Genomic DNA, 17997 nt, shown 5'->3' on the forward strand with positions numbered 1-17997 from the left:
GTTTTACTTTTAATTAAAAATTAACGTTCAAACCAAGTGACATGGTTTTAAATATTGGCGTACCTCCTCTTTGAGCTCCATAAGCCCTAGGGTTATCATCATCTACAAACTCTGGGTTGAAACCTTTATAGTCATCAGAAGTAATATAAAGTAAATTCTGAGCAGTAGCATATACTCTTAATTTTTCTATACCTAATCTAGATGTTACAGTCTCTGGTAACGTATAGCCAATATTTATATTTCTCAAAGAAAAATAGCCTGCACTTGAAATGACATCGTCTGTATGAACCCTTTGCTGTAAGAAAGAAGTGTGAGGTATGATACCTGCGTCAACAACTGCTTGTGGACTTGTAGTAGCACCTTGCCAAAATGTCCCAAAGTATTGATCACCTATGTTTTTTACTTCAGCACCTTGACTTCCTTGAATCATAAAAGAAAAATCAAAATCAAATATTCTAAATTCATTAGATACACTCCATACAATCTCTGGATATGGATCTCCTAATATTGTCTTATCTTCATCTGTAATTAAACCATCACCATTTAAATCCTTAACAATAACATCTTCTGATGCACCATTAATAGGAATCCAAGGAGAATCATAATACTCATAAGCTAATTCTTCATCTACAACATAACCATAAAATGAAGATATTGGGTTTCCTACAGAATTGATCCATTGTGAATTTCTACTAAAAGTATCTTCTAATAATGCCCCATCTGAATCCCCCAAACTTAGTAATTCGTTTTTGTTAGTAGATGCTATGATAGTAGTACCCCAAGAAAAATTCTCTTTAGAGATGTTTTTAGTTCTTAATTCAAACTCCCAACCACTATTTTGTACTTCACCTAAGTTTACAATTCCAGAATTAAATCCTGTTGCATAAGAAACAGGGTTTTCTAATAATAATTTATCACTTGTTCTTTTGTAATAATCTACTGATCCAGATATTCTATTATTTAAAAAGGCAAAATCTACTCCTGGATTAAGTTCTTCTGAAGCTTCCCATTGTAATAAAGCATTTGCTATATTTAGCGCAGATACACCTGCAGTAACTCCACCTTCTGTAATAGCATTATTATTATCTAACAATGCCAAGTAAGGCCATACATCTGTAATGTCATTACCTGTATCAAAGTTTTCACTTCCGGTAAGACCGTAACTAAATCTAAGTTTTAAGTTGCTTAAAAAATCACTATCTCTTAAGAAATTCTCTTTAGATATATTCCAACCAACAGATACTGCTGGGAAATTTCCCCATTTTGAATCTACTCCAAAAACAGAACTTCCATCTCGTCTAAACGAAGCTGATAGTAAATATTTATCAGCGAAAGCATAGTTAACTCTTGCGAAATAACCGATCTTTCTTCTTACAAGGCTTATTTCTTCAATTTCAGAATATAAAGTTGCTCCTTCTAAGTTTTTAAGTAAATCATTAGAATACCCACTACCTTCTATTTGACTTAGGTCTGTTGTTCTAGATTGAATAGAAAAACCTGCCAAAACATCGAATTCATGATTTCCTATTGCTTTGCGGTAATTTAATGTATTGTCTGAAATAACTCTAGTTCTATCTCTATTTTGTAAACTATAACCAGCTCTACTTGCGCCATCTCCGTGGTGTTTTGTACCATCCCATCTTGTTCTTTTACGAAAATCTAATGTAACACCTAATGATGTCTTTGCCTTAAGACCATCTAAAATTTCATATTGTAAATATGTAGAACCTAACAATTTGGTATTGTACTCGTAATGCTCTCTTTCTACATATTGAGCGTATGCATTTGCATCTCCTGTAGTACGTGGTCTAGAACGACTACCGTCTCCATTGACATCAAGATTTCTTAAGTGATCTTCCTCAAAATAATCTCCTACTTTAACATCTGGGAAGTAATAGTTATCATTTGGATCGTCTTGATTTACAAACTGAAGTGACTCTTCTGTATGATATATTGGCAACCAAGGAGATTGTCTTAAAGGGTTGTGAATAGAAGTTGGTAAAGCTCTTCGTTTTGAATACGAAGGTGTGGCATTAATTCCAAATTTAAGATTTTTGGTCAATTTGGTATCCATTTTTAACCTTCCTGTAAATAACTTATAGTTATCTGTTATAACAACACCTTCGTCTTCAAGAAAACTAAGAGATGCACTAAATTTTGTATCCTTAGTACCTCCTCTTGCAGAAAAAGCATGACTTGTAATAACACCTCCATCAAAAAATACTTCTTGCCAATCTCTATCAACACCAAGTGTTGACACTAATAATTGTGCATATTGTGTGGTATTAGAAAGTTCTCCTGTTGCAGCCAATTCTTGAGCTGCCCAACCTGAAACACTCTTCTTATAATCGTCACTTTCAAATGCTTCTTTCCATCCTGTGTAGGTATCGTAACTAAATTTTGTTTTTCCTTCCTTACCACTCTTTGTAGTAATTAAAATTACACCGTTAGCTCCTTCACTACCATATATAGCTGCAGATGCTGCATCTTTTAATACTTCAAAAGATTCTACATCATTCATATTTAAAGACCCAAGAAAATCAGAACTCACAACGATTCCATCTACTACTACAGCAGGTCCTGAATCAGCAGCAATAGATCCAAAACCTCTAATCGTGATTGTTGGTGCCGCACCAGCTTCTGCTGAAGTCGCTTGAATATTAACACCAGACACTTGGCCTATTAAAGCATCATCAACTCTAGCTACTGCTATTTGATCTAAATTTTCGTTCTTTACTTTTGATACAGAACCTGTTAAATGACTTTTCTTTTGTGTACCATATCCAACAACAACAACCTCATCTAACGTATTTGTGTCTTCTGCTAATTTTACATTAAGTGTTTTTTGGGCATCAATAATTACGGTTTGAGTTACATATCCTATGTATGAAAATTGTATAACATCTCCACTTTTAACTTCTAATTGATAATTCCCATCAAAATCGGTCGATGCTCCTTTCGTAGTACCGACAACAATAATATTAGCTCCAGGAATAGGCATATTATCTGCCCCAGATGTCACTGTACCCTTGAGGATATAGCTATCCTGAGCAAAAATCATTACACTAAAAAACAGTGCAACAATTGTAATGAGTTTAACTTTTAAATTCATAATTCATTGTTTAAAATTAGATTGTTTATTTATTAGCTTGTTTTATAACTTCAGTTACTTGCTTAACACATTAAAAATGGCAACAAATTCTATGTTATTTACTGGAAAACCAAATTGGTTAACCAGATTGGAAAACCAAATATATACAAAATTTTGTTAAATACAACGTTTTCGTGAAATTTATATGTTAATTAAGCAAATGTTTAGGTTAAAATAGTGAACATTCAATTTAAAAGCTATAACCCATTACCACTCTATAAAGCTCATAGAACACGTCTGGCCGTTTTATTGTAGTTATTTGTCGCCAAAATAAGACACCTCACCACCGCTTAAAAAATCTTCTCTTACTGGACTAAAAGTATCAATTAGTTCTCCTTCTTCTAGGCAAACTGCGCTATGTAGTAAGTTAGGCTCAATATATACACCATCTCCTGCTTCTACAATTTGTTTTTCACCATCAATTTCAAATTCAAATTTACCAGAAACACAGTATGTTGCTTGCGTATGAAAATGTTGGTGTGGCGCACCTAATGCTCCTTTGTCAAATTTTACTCTTACCATCATAATTTGGTTATCATATCCTAAGAACTTTCTAGATACTCCTCCTCCAAGTTTTTCCCATTCCATGTCTTTTGTAACAATGTACTTTTCGCTAAATCTTTTCATAATTTTTATTGTTTTGTATGTTTTATTTAAAATAATAAGAACCTGACCACTCATAGTTCTTACCGTTAATTTTTAATGTGTGTTTGGCATCTTTAGCGGCATTATCATTTGATAGTATAAAAACTCTAGAAACGCCTGATTTAAATTCCAACTCTAAAGCCGTATACGCTTTATTATCTACTACAACTTTTATAGCTTTAAATTGACTATATGCCATGTTGGCTTTTTCGGCTACAGGATCGTAATCGCCATGCGATTCTATAATGGAAGCAAACACCGTAGATTTCGTATTTTTCTTGCTAATGATTATTGCGGGATCTCTTCGTAAATTAAACTTAGCGTCGTTAGCACCAATTCTGGCTAAAATAATGTCATCATTATTTGAAGTTGCAGATGTTATACTGTAAAAGGTTCTATTATTTAGCCATGTAAACTGAATATGACCTGCTTCGGCTTTCCCTTGAGCTTCTTTCCATAAGTGCTGATAGCCATTTTTATCACTTAATTGCTCCAAGTTTTTTTTAGCCTTATAGTCAAAACTTGTTGAAATTATTTGCCCAAAATAATAATACGGAAAGTCATATTGGTTTTCTTTTTCTGAACTTACTTTAAAAAGATCTAGGACATATGGTTTTTTGTGTCCTGCATCTTTAATTAACAACATCGTACGATGAAAATTAGTACCTGGATAAGCATTGGTTTCTTTAGCACTCATAATTTGAACATTCGGATTTGAAGCATCGAATAAATATTTTTCAGAATGATTATTACTTCCTACTGCAAAATCATAATTAAAGTGTGAGGTTTCATTTTGAGTGACAGTATTATGAGCAATAGTGTGCTTTGCAAAGGTTTTATTTTCCTTTAAATATCCACCACCGTTTTTTTGCTCTATGTTCACAAAACGAGACAAACCGTAATCTTGTATAACTTCCTCTCCGTCCTCATATAGTGAAAACGATAATTTATCGTAATGTCCATGACTTAAGCCTTGCCCTGTATATTTCATTACTAATCCTACGGTATTATTATCATCGTTATACCTTAATATTCCTACAGCTCCTTCATCTCCTTTGGCTCCATCTTTTAATTCCATAGATTTTTTAATGAATGGTTTTTCCTTACCATCCCGTAAACCTATAGCAACATCTAAGCCAGCCGCATTTAACTGCACTGCATTTTGAGCTTTTGCTACAGAGAGTAATTCTGGTTTTTGATTTCCGTAGTGATAGGCAATATCTACAACTGACACCAACGAAGAGGTGAAGTAAGACATTCCTTTTTGACCATCATTTAAAGGGAAAAATTCACCATTTGCATCTGTTAAATTTAGAAGGGCATCAACAGCTTTTAAAAGCACACCATCTTTATATTCAAAAATCTTTAATTCTGGCTTTTTATTTTGGAGTGCTTCGGCAAATATCATAAATGGATACATAGCATAACGTTGATAATAAGGACCTTCTGTATAAAACCCATCAGGAGAAAAAGGGCCATCTAAGTTTGATAAAAAACCTGCTTTTCCGTCTTTATCATAAATATAACCACCATCATTATCTAAAGCATTATTGTCTATATCTATGTTTTTAAGTCCATATAATGCACGATTTAATAATTCGTCATCATCCATAACTAAACCAATCATACCAACTGAAACATTTCCCCAAGTACTATGGTTGTGAATACGGTTAAAGTATTTTGGCGTTTCTATAGATAAGAAATCTGCATATGGTCTAAAAAAGCTTTTATTTAAATAGTCGCTCTGTTCTTTTGGCAACCAATCGTAAATACAATCGTAGGCTTGACTTGTATATGTTAACCAATTTGAATCGTTGAGACATTGCCAGAAAAATTTGCCTCTCGCATAAGAACGTTCTTGAGGGTGCCGATTTAAAGTTGGATATAATTTTGCATATTCTAACAACATATCTCTTACATAAATAGCATATTTTTCATCTTCTAAAAGCTGAAATAAAACACCAGCTTTTTGCATATTTTTATAGTTTAAAGTATGCTGAGTATGCGTATAACCTCCTGCCATATCTTTAGGAATTGGCACATCTATACCTGCTTTTATAGCCAAATCCACGTCTTGTTTTACAGCAGCTAAAGTAGCGTCAAAAACAGGAACATTTCGTAATTGCGATTTTATGTTAGAAACACTATTTTGGGTAAGTATTAAGTTTGGGTGACTTCCGTTTTGGTTAGCGGTATTGCTTTCAGAAACAGAACTACGTTCTTCTTTACAAGAGAAATTAGAAAACAAAAAAACGATTGCAAGAAAAGAGAAAATAAGTTGATTTTTCATACAAAATTGGTTTACCAAATTGGTTTACCAATATACGTGTTTTTTGAAGTTAACCAAAAAAATGTATTAACAATTAACACAAAACTATATTAATTTGCTCTCTTATTCTTAATTTGATTTTAGAACATGTAATTAGAAAGGCTCAAAAAACCTATAATTACACCAAATAAAAACGACAATCTTAGTGCTTAAAGTCAACGACTATTTATTAGGCGAAGTTCCTTCTCCTACTGTTGCTTCTTTAAACCAAACTTCAGCATAGCATCCATTTTCGTATTGCTTTGCTATATCTCCATTATAAATTTGGGCTCCTGTACTCCAAACCATATTATCCTCAGGCTTTTTACCGTTGGTTTGATTATATGCTCCTTGTTTAAAATAATTTATTTCTCCTGCATAAGCATTTTCACGTTCTACTCCATCACGACCTATAGAGGCATATAAAGTCCAAATTTGTTGAGGAATAGCTTCTTTTGTTGTAAAATCTGATTTTAATAAATTTTTAGTAAACGTTTTGGTGTCGTGGTTTTCACTTGTAAAGGTTAAATACATTATACCTTTATAAACATTTACTTCATAACTAAATTCTTCACCTAAGGCAATCCCATCTATTGGTTCTACAGGATAGGTCTCTGGACTTGTACCAACAACCGACATATCATAACCCCAAACCGCTGTAGAATAATCCCATCTTTTAGAATTATCACCTGCCGTATTGATTTCATAATTCCAAAAAACAGAACCTTTTGTGTGTCCCGGAAATTTTTTATAATAGATTTTTAAAGGTTCATTTTCATGACCTTCATCACTATGTATTTGACCAACAACTACAGAATATGATGCTCCAACTCTAGCATCTCCTGAAACCGAAACATGTTGCACTTTTAATGTTCCTGTTAATTTACCTCCGGTTTCGGGCACCCAATGTTTTTTTTGCCCTAATTCTGTTCTGGTGTTACTTGAAGTACGAGAAGTAATACCTGAATTAGGTGTTTTATACACTACCCAATCCCTATTGTTTTCGTTTTCTACATAGAAAAAATCCTTTTTATCATAGCCAACTAAATCTTTAACACTAGTACCATCACCTAAAAGAATCTTCCATTGATCCATAAACGGAATAACATCACTTGGGTATTTTTTTACTATTTCAGTTGTTTCTTCAGCTTTTATTTCTGATGATGCTGTTTCGTTCTTACACGATACAATTGTTAAAAGTATAGCGAAGGTGAATAGTGTTTTTTTCATGTATAGAATAATTTAGCAGTTAGATTAATACATCAGCGTCATAACTAAGTTTTCTTCTGTCTTAATTTGCCCTGAATTGATAAGGGTGTTGTTTGACTCAACATTGTTTTTTGCTCCCCAAAGAATGGAAACAAATTTCACCTTATTGTTTTTAAAGGTATTATTATTAATATTCACATTTACAATTCCGTTATGGTTTAACAATCTTTGGTTTTTCTCTTCTGATCCACTATTTGTAAAGGTACTGTTAGTAATTAAAAGATTTCCTCCAATAGTAGACTCGTCGTAACCACCTCTATAATAATCAACAACATTTTGTTTTACATTATTAAAAGTACAGTTATCAATGGTTAGATACTCTGTGTTATAATCTCCTCTGTCGTTTGTTTCTTCAGATAATTCGATACCATTTTCACAATCAGCAATTGTAGTGTTTTTGAAAGTGATCTCTTCTGAAAACGCTTGTTTGTATACTCTTAACGCGTAATTAAAATTGCTGATTTCAGAATCTATAACTTCTAAACCAAAATGATTAGACATATTTTCTTTTAAACTGGCAAATGCATAATTTGAAGTGTTACCTATTAGCTTAATGTTCTTAACTGTTAATTTCCCATAAGGGGTTAAAGAAAAAGCAGGTGTATTTGCAGCTCCCTCGTGTACTATTTCGGTATTACCTTTAGATTGAATAGTGATGGTTTTATCAATAATTAAAGATTCTGAAATCTTAAAAACTTCAGCATTTAATTCTAAAATATCTCCATTTCCTGCGTCTTTAAGTTTAGCCACTAATTCTGAAGCATTTGATACACTATGCGTTTTAGGGTCTCTAACTTCTACTTCATTTGAATACCAATCTGCACCGTAATTGGCTTTATTCAAAATATCTAACTTGATATTTTCTACATCTAAAATCGCCCCCACCTGATTTGACTTACCTCTTGAATTTCCTAATACATCTTCAGTGATTGTTTCAAAATCAAAACCGTTATAAACCTCAACATCACTAAAACCAGAAACTGGAGCAGAAATACCTGAACCTATAGGCGTTAGTGTTAATTTTTTTGAAGTTAATCCGTCTCTTTTAGAAAAATCTACTCCATTATTATCTATAATATTGCTTGCAAAAGTTACACCATCAGCTTTATCGTGCTCAATAATTGGATTAGCATCACCAACAGAATTATAGATAACATTATTTACAACTTCTGTTCTTAATGGTCTAGCGGAACGAATTTCTGATTTAGGTAATACATCAGCTTGCGAAATATTAGTACCAACCCCAAACTGCCAAGGCGAATCTGAATCTATAAACGTATTATAAGCAACAACCACATCTGTTACCTGATTATACCTATTTAATGGCGATTTTGGTATTCCGTTCATAATTGCTATTGGACTTCTAAAATTCTTTCCTTTTATTTTATAAAAAAGGTTATTTGTAATCCAATGCCCTGTATTAATAATTCTTATTCCACCATATTGGTCGTTTACACCATCACCAATAAAATAATTACCATCAACAGTAACATAGTTTCCATGACGTGTTACTACAGAGCCTTCACTTTTATAAAATACATTATTTTTAATGATGTTGAAGTTAGTTTTGCTTGATATAATTTCAACTTCACCATTGCATTCTTCAAATAAATTATTGGCAATTGTTGTATTACTTGGACTCATAGATGTAAAACTGCTTCCTAATTGAATGGTTTCACCTCTTGCACCACCTTTTCTAGGTCTTGGCCCAAAATGATTGTTTATAATGTTATGATAGTTTCTTATACTTTGATTCCCTTTAAGATCTACCCTAACTGTTGGTCCGCCATTAGTTTTACCAGCAATATAACAGTTACTTAATTCATTTTGCTTTCCGTAAAACTGCACCCAAATATTATCTTGGTCTCGTTCTAAATTATTAAAATCCAGAATAACACAATTTGTAACTTTAGAATGATTTGCAACCTCTTTTGCACTAGTTCTGAATGCAATTACGTTAGTTTTAGGAGAATGACCGTTTCTAAAAAACAATCCACTAACCTCTAAGTGATTTCCGCTTAGTTCTAAACTGGAAACACCTTCAATAAAAACCTCTCCTGCTGTTTCTGCTTTTAAGATAATTGGGTTTTCTTCTGTACCATTTCCTAAAAATTTAATTTCAACATCTTTCCAAACTCCATTAGCTAAAACAATTTCATCTCCAGCTTTGCAGTCTTTAATAGCAGCGTTTAATTCTTCTAGATTAGACACCTTAATTAGCTTAGAGATTTTAGGCTTACTACAAGCTGTAAGTAATACTAATAGACAAATAATGGTTGTTATTTTTTTCATAAATGGCACTATTTTATTTCATATATTGTTAAAAAGACAAAAGCCTTTTGTTTTTAAAAGGCTTTTTTAATAGTTATTAAAGCTTAGACTACTCAATAATTATCTTTTTAATTGTCGTATTTCCGTTAGCATTAATTTGTAAAAAATAAACACCGTTATTTAACATAGAAACATCTAAACGGTTATTGTTTAATCCTTTTTGAGAAAGTACGTTCTTTCCTAAAATATCATAAACCGCTACAGAAGCCACTTCTAATGTATTTGAATCTATATTAATATAATCTTTTGCTGGATTAGGATACACTTTAACCCCTTGAGCAGAGAATTCTCCTACTGATAGTGACTCATTAGTTAAAGCTACATAATCTATTCTCGTTTCTTGATCACCTGCAGACCAAGTATAACATCTTGTAATATCTTCTGGAGCATCATCACAATCATTATCATCATTAGGAGTATTTGGTCTACCTATACCTCTCGCCAAAATTGCTATACTTGTTTCATCTCCTGTATTAAACGTAAATTCAGCAAGCGTATAATCATCATTACCTGGATAAGGTTCTACAATAGTAGCTATATTATTTGCTACATTTTCTACCACAGTAATATCAGAATACCCAAACCCATCAGATGGCACTTCTACAGGTGCAGCATAATAGGTAGGCACATAACCGTCTGTATAACCTGTTCCTTTTAAAACACGTATTTCTAATTCACTTGTTCCATCTTCACCACCACTAACTCTATAACGATACGTTAATTTATAATCTGTATTTGCTAAAACTGCAATTTCTTGATACATTAAATCGGCTTCAAAATTATCAAATTTAATGGCATCATTACCTGGTGTTTCATCAATATTTTCAGAAGATTCCGCTTGATCTCCTAATGATTTATTCATCCATCCCGAACAAGAACAATCACTACCAGAAATTTTAGGTATTTTATCAAAATCGGAATTCAAAACCACAGGGTCTTGAGCAAACATTGTACTACTAGCCAAAGCTAGAATAAAACTAAAAAGTAAATTTGTTTTCATAATAATGTAATTTAATTGTGGTTAATATTTAATGTGTAACTTATTAAGTTTCTTTTGTTGTATTCACCTACAGGTTAAGTTTAATTTCCTATTAGAAAAATTAATATCTAATTATTAACGCCCCATTATTCATCATCTACCACAACTACATTCTTATCTAAATACAAAAAAAAAGCACTTTAGAAACAACCTATATCGAAGCTAAGTTCCACCTCATTTAATACTTTTATATTTTGGTAAACCAATCTGGTAAACCAAAAGTAGAGATAATTTTTCACACTAAAAAAGGAATTGGGTTAATTTTGCATATAAAACGGATAATTTTCTTAAGAAAACTGATTAATCACGTTAAAAAAGCCTTTATTAAAACGTCATTAAATCTTATAATAGAAGTACAATTAGGCAGCATATTAAGAATTAAACTAACTAATTCTCAAAAAAAACAAAGTTTACAAACAAAAAAAGCCTCCAACCTGTAAAAGGTTGGAGGCTTTAGCGTACTCAAGGCGGGAATCGAACCCGCACGTCTCGCGACATTGGATTTTGAATCCAACGTGTCTACCAATTCCACCACTTGAGCAATTAAAAATAATTGGTAACTTCTAAACTGCTAATGCAATTTTGGACTGCAAAAATAGAAAATTATTTCTGTCAACCTATCAAAATTAGTAGGTTTTATCCTTTTTGTAGTAAAATAATTTTCTAAATTTGAAGCAAATAAAAAACACAACACAACACCAACCAAATAACTGATATCAAATGTCATACGAAACCAAAGAAGCCAAATTTTTTGCTTGTACACAAAGCACAGACCTTGCAGAACAAATTGCAAAATCCTACGGTGTTAAACTAGGAAATGTAATTACATCTACTTATAGTGATGGCGAATTTCAACCATCTTACGAGGAATCTATTAGAGGTACACGTGTTTTTATTATTGGATCTACGCATCCAGGACCAAAGAATTTAATGGAAATGCTTTTAATGATAGATGCAGCTAAGCGTGCTTCGGCAAGACACGTCACTGCTGTTATGCCATATTTTGGTTGGGCAAGACAAGATAGAAAAGACAAACCTAGAGTTCCTATTGCTGCAAAATTAGTAGCTAAAATGTTAGAAGCAGCTGGTGCAACACGAATTATCACTATGGATTTACATGCTGATCAAATTCAAGGATTCTTTGAAAAACCTGTAGATCATTTATTCGCTTCAACCATATTTTTACCATATTTAAAAAGCTTAAACTTAGACAACCTAACCATAGCTTCACCAGATATGGGAGGTTCAAAACGTGCCTATGCCTATTCTAAAGCATTAAAAAGCGATGTTGTTATCTGCTACAAACAACGTGCAAAAGCAAATGTTATTTCTCATATGGAACTCATTGGAGATGTTACTGGTAAAAATGTCGTTTTAGTAGATGATATGGTAGATACAGCTGGGACATTAACCAAAGCCGCAGATTTAATGATGGAACGTGGTGCTTTAAGTGTAAGAGCGATTTGTACACACCCTATTTTATCTGGTTCTGCTTATGAAAGACTTGAAGCTTCTAAACTTGAAGAATTAATTGTTACCAATTCTATTCCTTTAAAACAAGAAAGCAAAAAATTAAAAGTCTTGAGTTGTGCCGATTTATTTGCCGAAGTTATGCACCATGTACACCATAACGAATCTATTAGTAACAAATTTATAATGTAAATCTAGATTTTAAGCCCTTTTCAGACGAAACTTAAGGCTGAAAAAATGCTTATTTAATTTCAAAAAAAAGTGACCTTATAAAAAATAGTCCACTAACACTAGTATTTTCATATAATATACCTAAATTTGCAGCCCTCAAAATGAGGGAATTAAATTTTATATAAACAAACATTTTAAAAATGAAATCAATTACAATTAACGGATCTCAAAGAGAAAGCGTAGGCAAAAAGGCAACGAAGGCCTTACGTAATGCTGGTCAGGTTCCTTGCGTTATATACGGAGGAGACAAAGCTTTGCATTTCTCAGCACCAGAATTAGCTTTCTCAAAACTTGTATACACACCTAACGCACACACAGTTGTGATTGCTTTAGATAACGGTGAAGAATACAATGCAGTAATGCAAGATATTCAATTTCACCCTGTAACAGACAGAATTACACACGTAGATTTCTATCAAATTTTCGAAAACAAAGCGATTACAATGGAAATCCCTGTGAAAACAATAGGATCTTCTAAAGGTGTAATGAATGGTGGTAACTTAAGAATGCCTTACCGTAAACTTAGAGTAAAAGCTATCCCTTCTAAATTACCAGATTTTATTGAAATCGATATTACTCCATTAAAAATTGGAAGTAAATTTTATATCACTGAATTAGAAAACGAAGATTACAAATTCTTACACCCAGACAACACTGTTGTTTGTCAAGTAAGACGAAGCAGATTAGCTGTTGTTGATGCTGATGATGACGAAGATGAAGCAGGAGATGTACCAGCTACTGAAACTGACGATGTTGCTGCAGTAAAAGAATAGATATTACAATTTTCAAATATTTAAAAAGCATTCTATTTATAGGATGCTTTTTTTATTTTTACACAAAGATGAAATACTCTATGTATAAACTTTTAAAAAAATGGTTTGGTTTTAGCGATAAGGCTAAACTTACAGAAGACGATATAATGAAAAAATTCTTAATTGTTGGCTTAGGAAACATTGGAGAAAAATACACCCATACCAGACACAACATTGGCTTTAAAATTCTTGATCATTTAGCTGAAACTAATGCAGTGTCCTTTGAAACTGTAAAACTAGGTGATGTTGCGACTTTAAAAATTAAAGGAAGAACCTTAATTCTTTTAAAGCCTAGCACATTTATGAATCTCAGCGGAAAAGCCATAAAATATTGGTTAGAAAAAGAAAAAATACCTTTAGAAAATCTACTCGTTGTAACAGATGATTTGAACCTGCCTTTTGGATCACTACGCCTTAAAACAAAAGGTAGCGACGGAGGGCACAACGGTTTAAAAGACACACAAGACAAATTACAAACCGTAAAGTATAACCGTTTTAGATTTGGTATTAGTGACGAATTTAGCAAAGGAAGGCAGGTAGATTACGTTTTAGGCGAATGGAATGAAGAGGAAAATTCTAAACTCGATGAGCGCTTAAAAATTTCCGCAGAACTTATTAAATCTTTCGCCTTAGCTGGTGTAAATACAACAATGAATCAATTTAATGGAAAATAAAAAAGCTGTCTGAAAAATTATATTTTCAGACAGCTTATACTAATTTCTACTCTGTAAGTTAGTTCACTACAATTTTCTTAATAATTTGATGATTTCCATCTTTAACTTTTACCAAATATATACCAGACTGTATCTGACTTAAATTTATTTGTTCATCAACTATTTGAGTAGAGTTAAAACGTTTTTCAAAAATTCTTCTACCATTAATATCATAAACCTCAATATCAACTTTATTAGATATAGGATTACGCATTGTAATATTAAATGTTCCGTTATTAGGATTTGGATAGATATTTAAATCCGAATTAAATGTAACTTCATTTACAGATAACAAAGGAAGCACACACAATTCTAGTGTAAACTCTTCTATTGATCCTCCATCTCCATTAGCATCATCAACTACGGTTAACGTCCAATCTCCCGCTGCAGATTCTCCATATATGGCTGACAAATCACCTTCTGGTAAAAAGCTTCCCGTAAATGGAGCTGAAGCACTAGAGATTGATGCAGAAGCCTCTCCATCAAATAAAGTATCTGTATAATTATCACCACTACCACCATTATCTGTAGACAATTCTACAACTGTTCCACTCGGACTAGTTATTGATATATCTAAATCTGAAGCGTAAGAATGTGAAACATTTAGTAAGACATTAACATCAGACACCAAACCAGTATTAGCAATAGAAATTGTAGAGGTATATACAACATTACCTACATTAGATATAGTAATTGGAGTATCTGTTGCTGAAGTTATACTACATTCAAAATCACATACGTCACCTATTCCATTTTCATTTGTATCAGCTTGATCTGTATTAGCATATAAAGGACAGTTATCACTATCATTTAAAATTGTATCACCATCAATATCGTCATCACAAACATCTCCTATACCGTCTCCATCTAAATCTGCTTGATCTGAATTTGCTGTCATTGGACAATTGTCTGAATCATTAGGTATACCATCATTATCATCATCTGCTTGAATCACACCACATATTTCAATAGACCAACTTTCTAAATTACCTCCAATAAAAAATCCTGTATCAGACGCATTTAAAATCCAATCACCACCTGAAAGACTTCCATTTAATGCTGATAAATCTCCTTCTGGCTGAAAAGCACCTGTAAAAGGTGCCACTCCTGCAGTTATTAATGCACCTGCCTCATTGTCAAACACAGTTCCAACATAGTCACTACCATTACCTCCATTACTTGTTGACAATGGAATTTCTGTTCCGTTTGGAGCTATTAGCTTTAAAGTAACATCTCCTACCCAATCATGAGTTACATTTACAGTTACATTTATGTCACTGATTATTGATGGTGTTGGTACATTTATAATTGAACTAACACCTGAAGTATTAAAATCTGGAATACTTAACGGTGTATCTGCAGAATCATATAATGCACATGAAATATTTGCCGTCGTAAAGCTTGATTGCGAGTAATTCCCCAATCCACAATCATTACTACTTCTCACTCTCCAAAAATAAGAAGTAAGAACATTTAAAGTCGTAACTGTATATGTTGGGTTATCAACTGTTGATGTTGCAACAATATTAGTAAATCCTGCATCTGTAGCTACATCAATGTCATACATTGTAGCATTTGAATCTGCATCCCATGTAAAAACAGCAGCATCTGCAGGTACATCAGTAGCCCCATTAGAAGGAGTTAATAAATTTAAAGTAGATAAATTAGAGTCATATACATTAAATTCTACTTCAGAAGTTTTAGTTATTGCACCAGAGGTACCAACCAAATTAAATGGATAATTCCCTGATGATAAAGCTCCAATACCATTAATAGTAACTGTAACCTCTGTACCATCTGCAGTTGCTGAAAATGGAGAAAAAGAGGCAGTTACACCTCCAGGTAAATCCGAAGCACTAAAAGTAGTGGTGTCAGAAAACCCTAAAAACGTATTATAAGTAAAGGTAAACACAGCATTATCTGGCGTACAAACATCTACAGAACTTTCAGCAACATTAAGAACAAATTCTGATTCTTGAATGGTGAAGTTTGTAGGATTTATAGCGTAGAAAATATTGTTATTTCCTTCTACTTTAACTCTAACAGTTGTTGAGTCACCACCTGTAATTGGTATAGTAACATCGTGTGATCCATCATTTGGCACAGCAGTAGCCATTACAAATGGAAATGTATAACCACCATCTGTAGACAATAAGATATTTACCGTAGGTGTATTAACAGAGCCACTGTCTGTATTAGCCACATCCCAAGTTACAGTTTGACTAGATCCTGCATCCCAAATTTCATTAGTAGTTTGAGACGTTACCACAAAAGGCCCTGAAGCATCATCAACTGTAACAGTCATCGTATCAAAATCACTTTGAGGCGTTTGCCCAACTCCATCAGCCTCACTTCTATCCCTTATAGTGAGTGCAAAATTTAAAGTTCTCCCAACATTAGATACCGTTTCCCAAGAGGAATTATTTGCCGTTACTACTGGATTTGTTTCTGTTAATTGTCCAGAAATTACACGTTCAATAATTGGCATATAACGATCTGGTGATGTACTTGGAGGTCGCGATCTCCAAACTGCACCAGAGGTTTTATTTGGTCCAAAATTCCCAAAATTTGTTGTCCCATCGTCAATTTGCTCCCATGTATATGTTAAAACATCACTTCCATCAGCATCTGTAGCGGCTCCTTTTAAAACAAAAGCAGTTCCAACAGGTATGGTATAATCTAATCCTGCATTTGATACTGGAGGATTATTAGTAATAGGAGTACTTGTCCAACACGTTCTTACATTAAGATTATCTAATATTTGCGTAATAGAGGCATAATGAAAATATGGATCTGAATGATCTTGCACATCATTATTACCTGTAATACCTGCATAACCCATAATTGTTGTACCACTACCTGGCTCTACATTTACACCTGTGTTTTCAGAAAAATTTGAATACGTATGGTTTGCCCCTAGTTGGTGCCCCATTTCATGTGGTACGTAATCAATATCAAAGAAATCTGACATATATGGTCCTCCATCATTGTCTGTAAATTCATGAGCAGAGAAACCGCTTCCTTTTTCTCCATCTACACAAACACAACCTATACAACCTGCATTTCCGTTGTTATCATCATAAGTAAATAAATGACCTATATCGTAATTTGCTTCACCTATATTATTGGTCAATGTGGTTTGTAATTGCGAATTTAAACTACCTGTGTAAGGGTCTGAACCAGCATTTGCATATATAATTTCTTTTCCTGTAACTAAAACAAATGTTACAGCCATATCAACTTCATAGATTTCATTAACTCTATTTAAAGTTGAAACAACCTGAGCCAAAGCATCGTCTTGAGCATCACCATTACCAGCATTGCCATCGTCCCAAAAGTTAGTGTATTCACCCGTTGTTGAAATTGCAATTCTAAGAGTTCTCAATATTTGATCATTAGCATCTCTACCTGCATACTCAATAGTATCGTTTTCTATAAATACATCTTCTGTTAAACATTCAAATTCTTTTAAATTTTCAGTTCGCGCAGCTCTATTGTATAGAATATACGAAGTAGCATCTGTTTTACTCAATGGTACTAAAAAATGCATTGGCGCATCAGGATAGGTTACCATACTTTGTAAACCTTGAGGAGTAATACTAAAACGCGCTCTTGCACCTGGCACTCTAGTACTAAATCCTAAATATGTTTTAATATTAGGATGCTCTAGAGATAATTCTTCGGATAAAACAGGAGTTTCAACAACCATAAATTGTTCTAATTCACCTTCTAAATTAGGAAGGTAAACCTTAGTATTAGATGTCGTTGTTGTAACAGAACGCAATGGAGCATTAATTAATTGCGCTTTAAAGGTCTCTATATCTAATTGATATGTCTGATAAAATTTTTGATTAAGAGTTGAATTGCTTCCATTGGCATTCAGCTCATTTTTATTCATTTTTTTCCAATAATTCTGCTGAGCTGTTACTGAAAATATAGATAAAAATAAGGATAATGCCAAAACAAAATGTAGCTTTGTTTTCATAAATGTTTGTATAAAAATTAAGATTCTTCGAAATTAAGGTTTT

General features: G+C 33.0%; 10 protein-coding genes and 1 tRNA gene. 3 read left to right on the forward strand and 8 right to left on the reverse strand.

The genetic code is table 11. From position 1 onward, the window contains the following. Positions 1-13: 13 nt before the first annotated feature. The 7 genes from KO504_RS14765 to KO504_RS14795 form a co-directional block, all read right to left on the reverse strand. Complete coding sequence (locus tag KO504_RS14765) at positions 14-3112, reverse strand: SusC/RagA family TonB-linked outer membrane protein (RefSeq protein WP_215928085.1); 3099 nt, start codon at positions 3110-3112, stop codon at positions 14-16. 294 nt (positions 3113-3406) lie between these two features. Beyond that, entirely contained in the window at positions 3407-3778 is a 372-nt protein-coding gene (locus KO504_RS14770) for a cupin domain-containing protein (protein WP_215928087.1), read from the reverse strand. 22 nt (positions 3779-3800) lie between these two features. Continuing rightward, on the reverse strand, positions 3801-6086 hold the full coding sequence (locus tag KO504_RS14775) for a heparinase II/III domain-containing protein (RefSeq protein WP_215928089.1): 2286 nt from the start codon (positions 6084-6086) through the stop codon (positions 3801-3803). 201 nt (positions 6087-6287) lie between these two features. After that, complete coding sequence (locus tag KO504_RS14780) at positions 6288-7334, reverse strand: polysaccharide lyase family 7 protein (RefSeq protein WP_215928090.1); 1047 nt, start codon at positions 7332-7334, stop codon at positions 6288-6290. A gap of 24 nt (positions 7335-7358) precedes the next feature. Then, on the reverse strand, positions 7359-9665 hold the full coding sequence (locus tag KO504_RS14785; RefSeq protein ID WP_215928092.1) for a chondroitinase-B domain-containing protein: 2307 nt from the start codon (positions 9663-9665) through the stop codon (positions 7359-7361). Between the two features lie 88 nt (positions 9666-9753). Then, positions 9754-10704 (reverse strand): T9SS type A sorting domain-containing protein, encoded by a 951-nt coding sequence (locus KO504_RS14790; RefSeq protein ID WP_215928093.1) that lies wholly within the window; start codon positions 10702-10704, stop codon positions 9754-9756. 498 nt (positions 10705-11202) lie between these two features. Further along, a tRNA-Leu gene (locus KO504_RS14795) sits at positions 11203-11284 on the reverse strand. 179 nt (positions 11285-11463) lie between these two features. Here KO504_RS14795 and KO504_RS14800 point away from each other — a divergent pair. The 3 genes from KO504_RS14800 (at position 11464) to pth (ending at position 13930) form a co-directional block, all read left to right on the forward strand. Then, positions 11464-12405 (forward strand): ribose-phosphate pyrophosphokinase, encoded by a 942-nt coding sequence (locus KO504_RS14800; RefSeq protein WP_215928094.1) that lies wholly within the window; start codon positions 11464-11466, stop codon positions 12403-12405. Positions 12406-12584: 179 nt separating this feature from the next. After that, a complete protein-coding gene (locus KO504_RS14805) occupies positions 12585-13217 on the forward strand; it encodes a 50S ribosomal protein L25/general stress protein Ctc (protein WP_215928096.1) in 633 nt (210 codons plus the stop codon). 80 nt (positions 13218-13297) lie between these two features. Further along, a complete protein-coding gene (pth, locus tag KO504_RS14810; protein ID WP_215928097.1) occupies positions 13298-13930 on the forward strand; it encodes an aminoacyl-tRNA hydrolase in 633 nt (210 codons plus the stop codon). A 58-nt stretch (positions 13931-13988) separates the two neighbouring features. On the opposite strand, the gene KO504_RS14815 is transcribed toward pth, so the two are convergent. Next, a complete protein-coding gene (locus KO504_RS14815; RefSeq protein ID WP_215928099.1) occupies positions 13989-17954 on the reverse strand; it encodes a reprolysin-like metallopeptidase in 3966 nt (1321 codons plus the stop codon). Positions 17955-17997 lie beyond the last annotated feature (43 nt).

Source organism: Winogradskyella psychrotolerans (assembly GCF_018860565.1).
Classification (GTDB): domain Bacteria; phylum Bacteroidota; class Bacteroidia; order Flavobacteriales; family Flavobacteriaceae; genus Winogradskyella; species Winogradskyella damuponensis.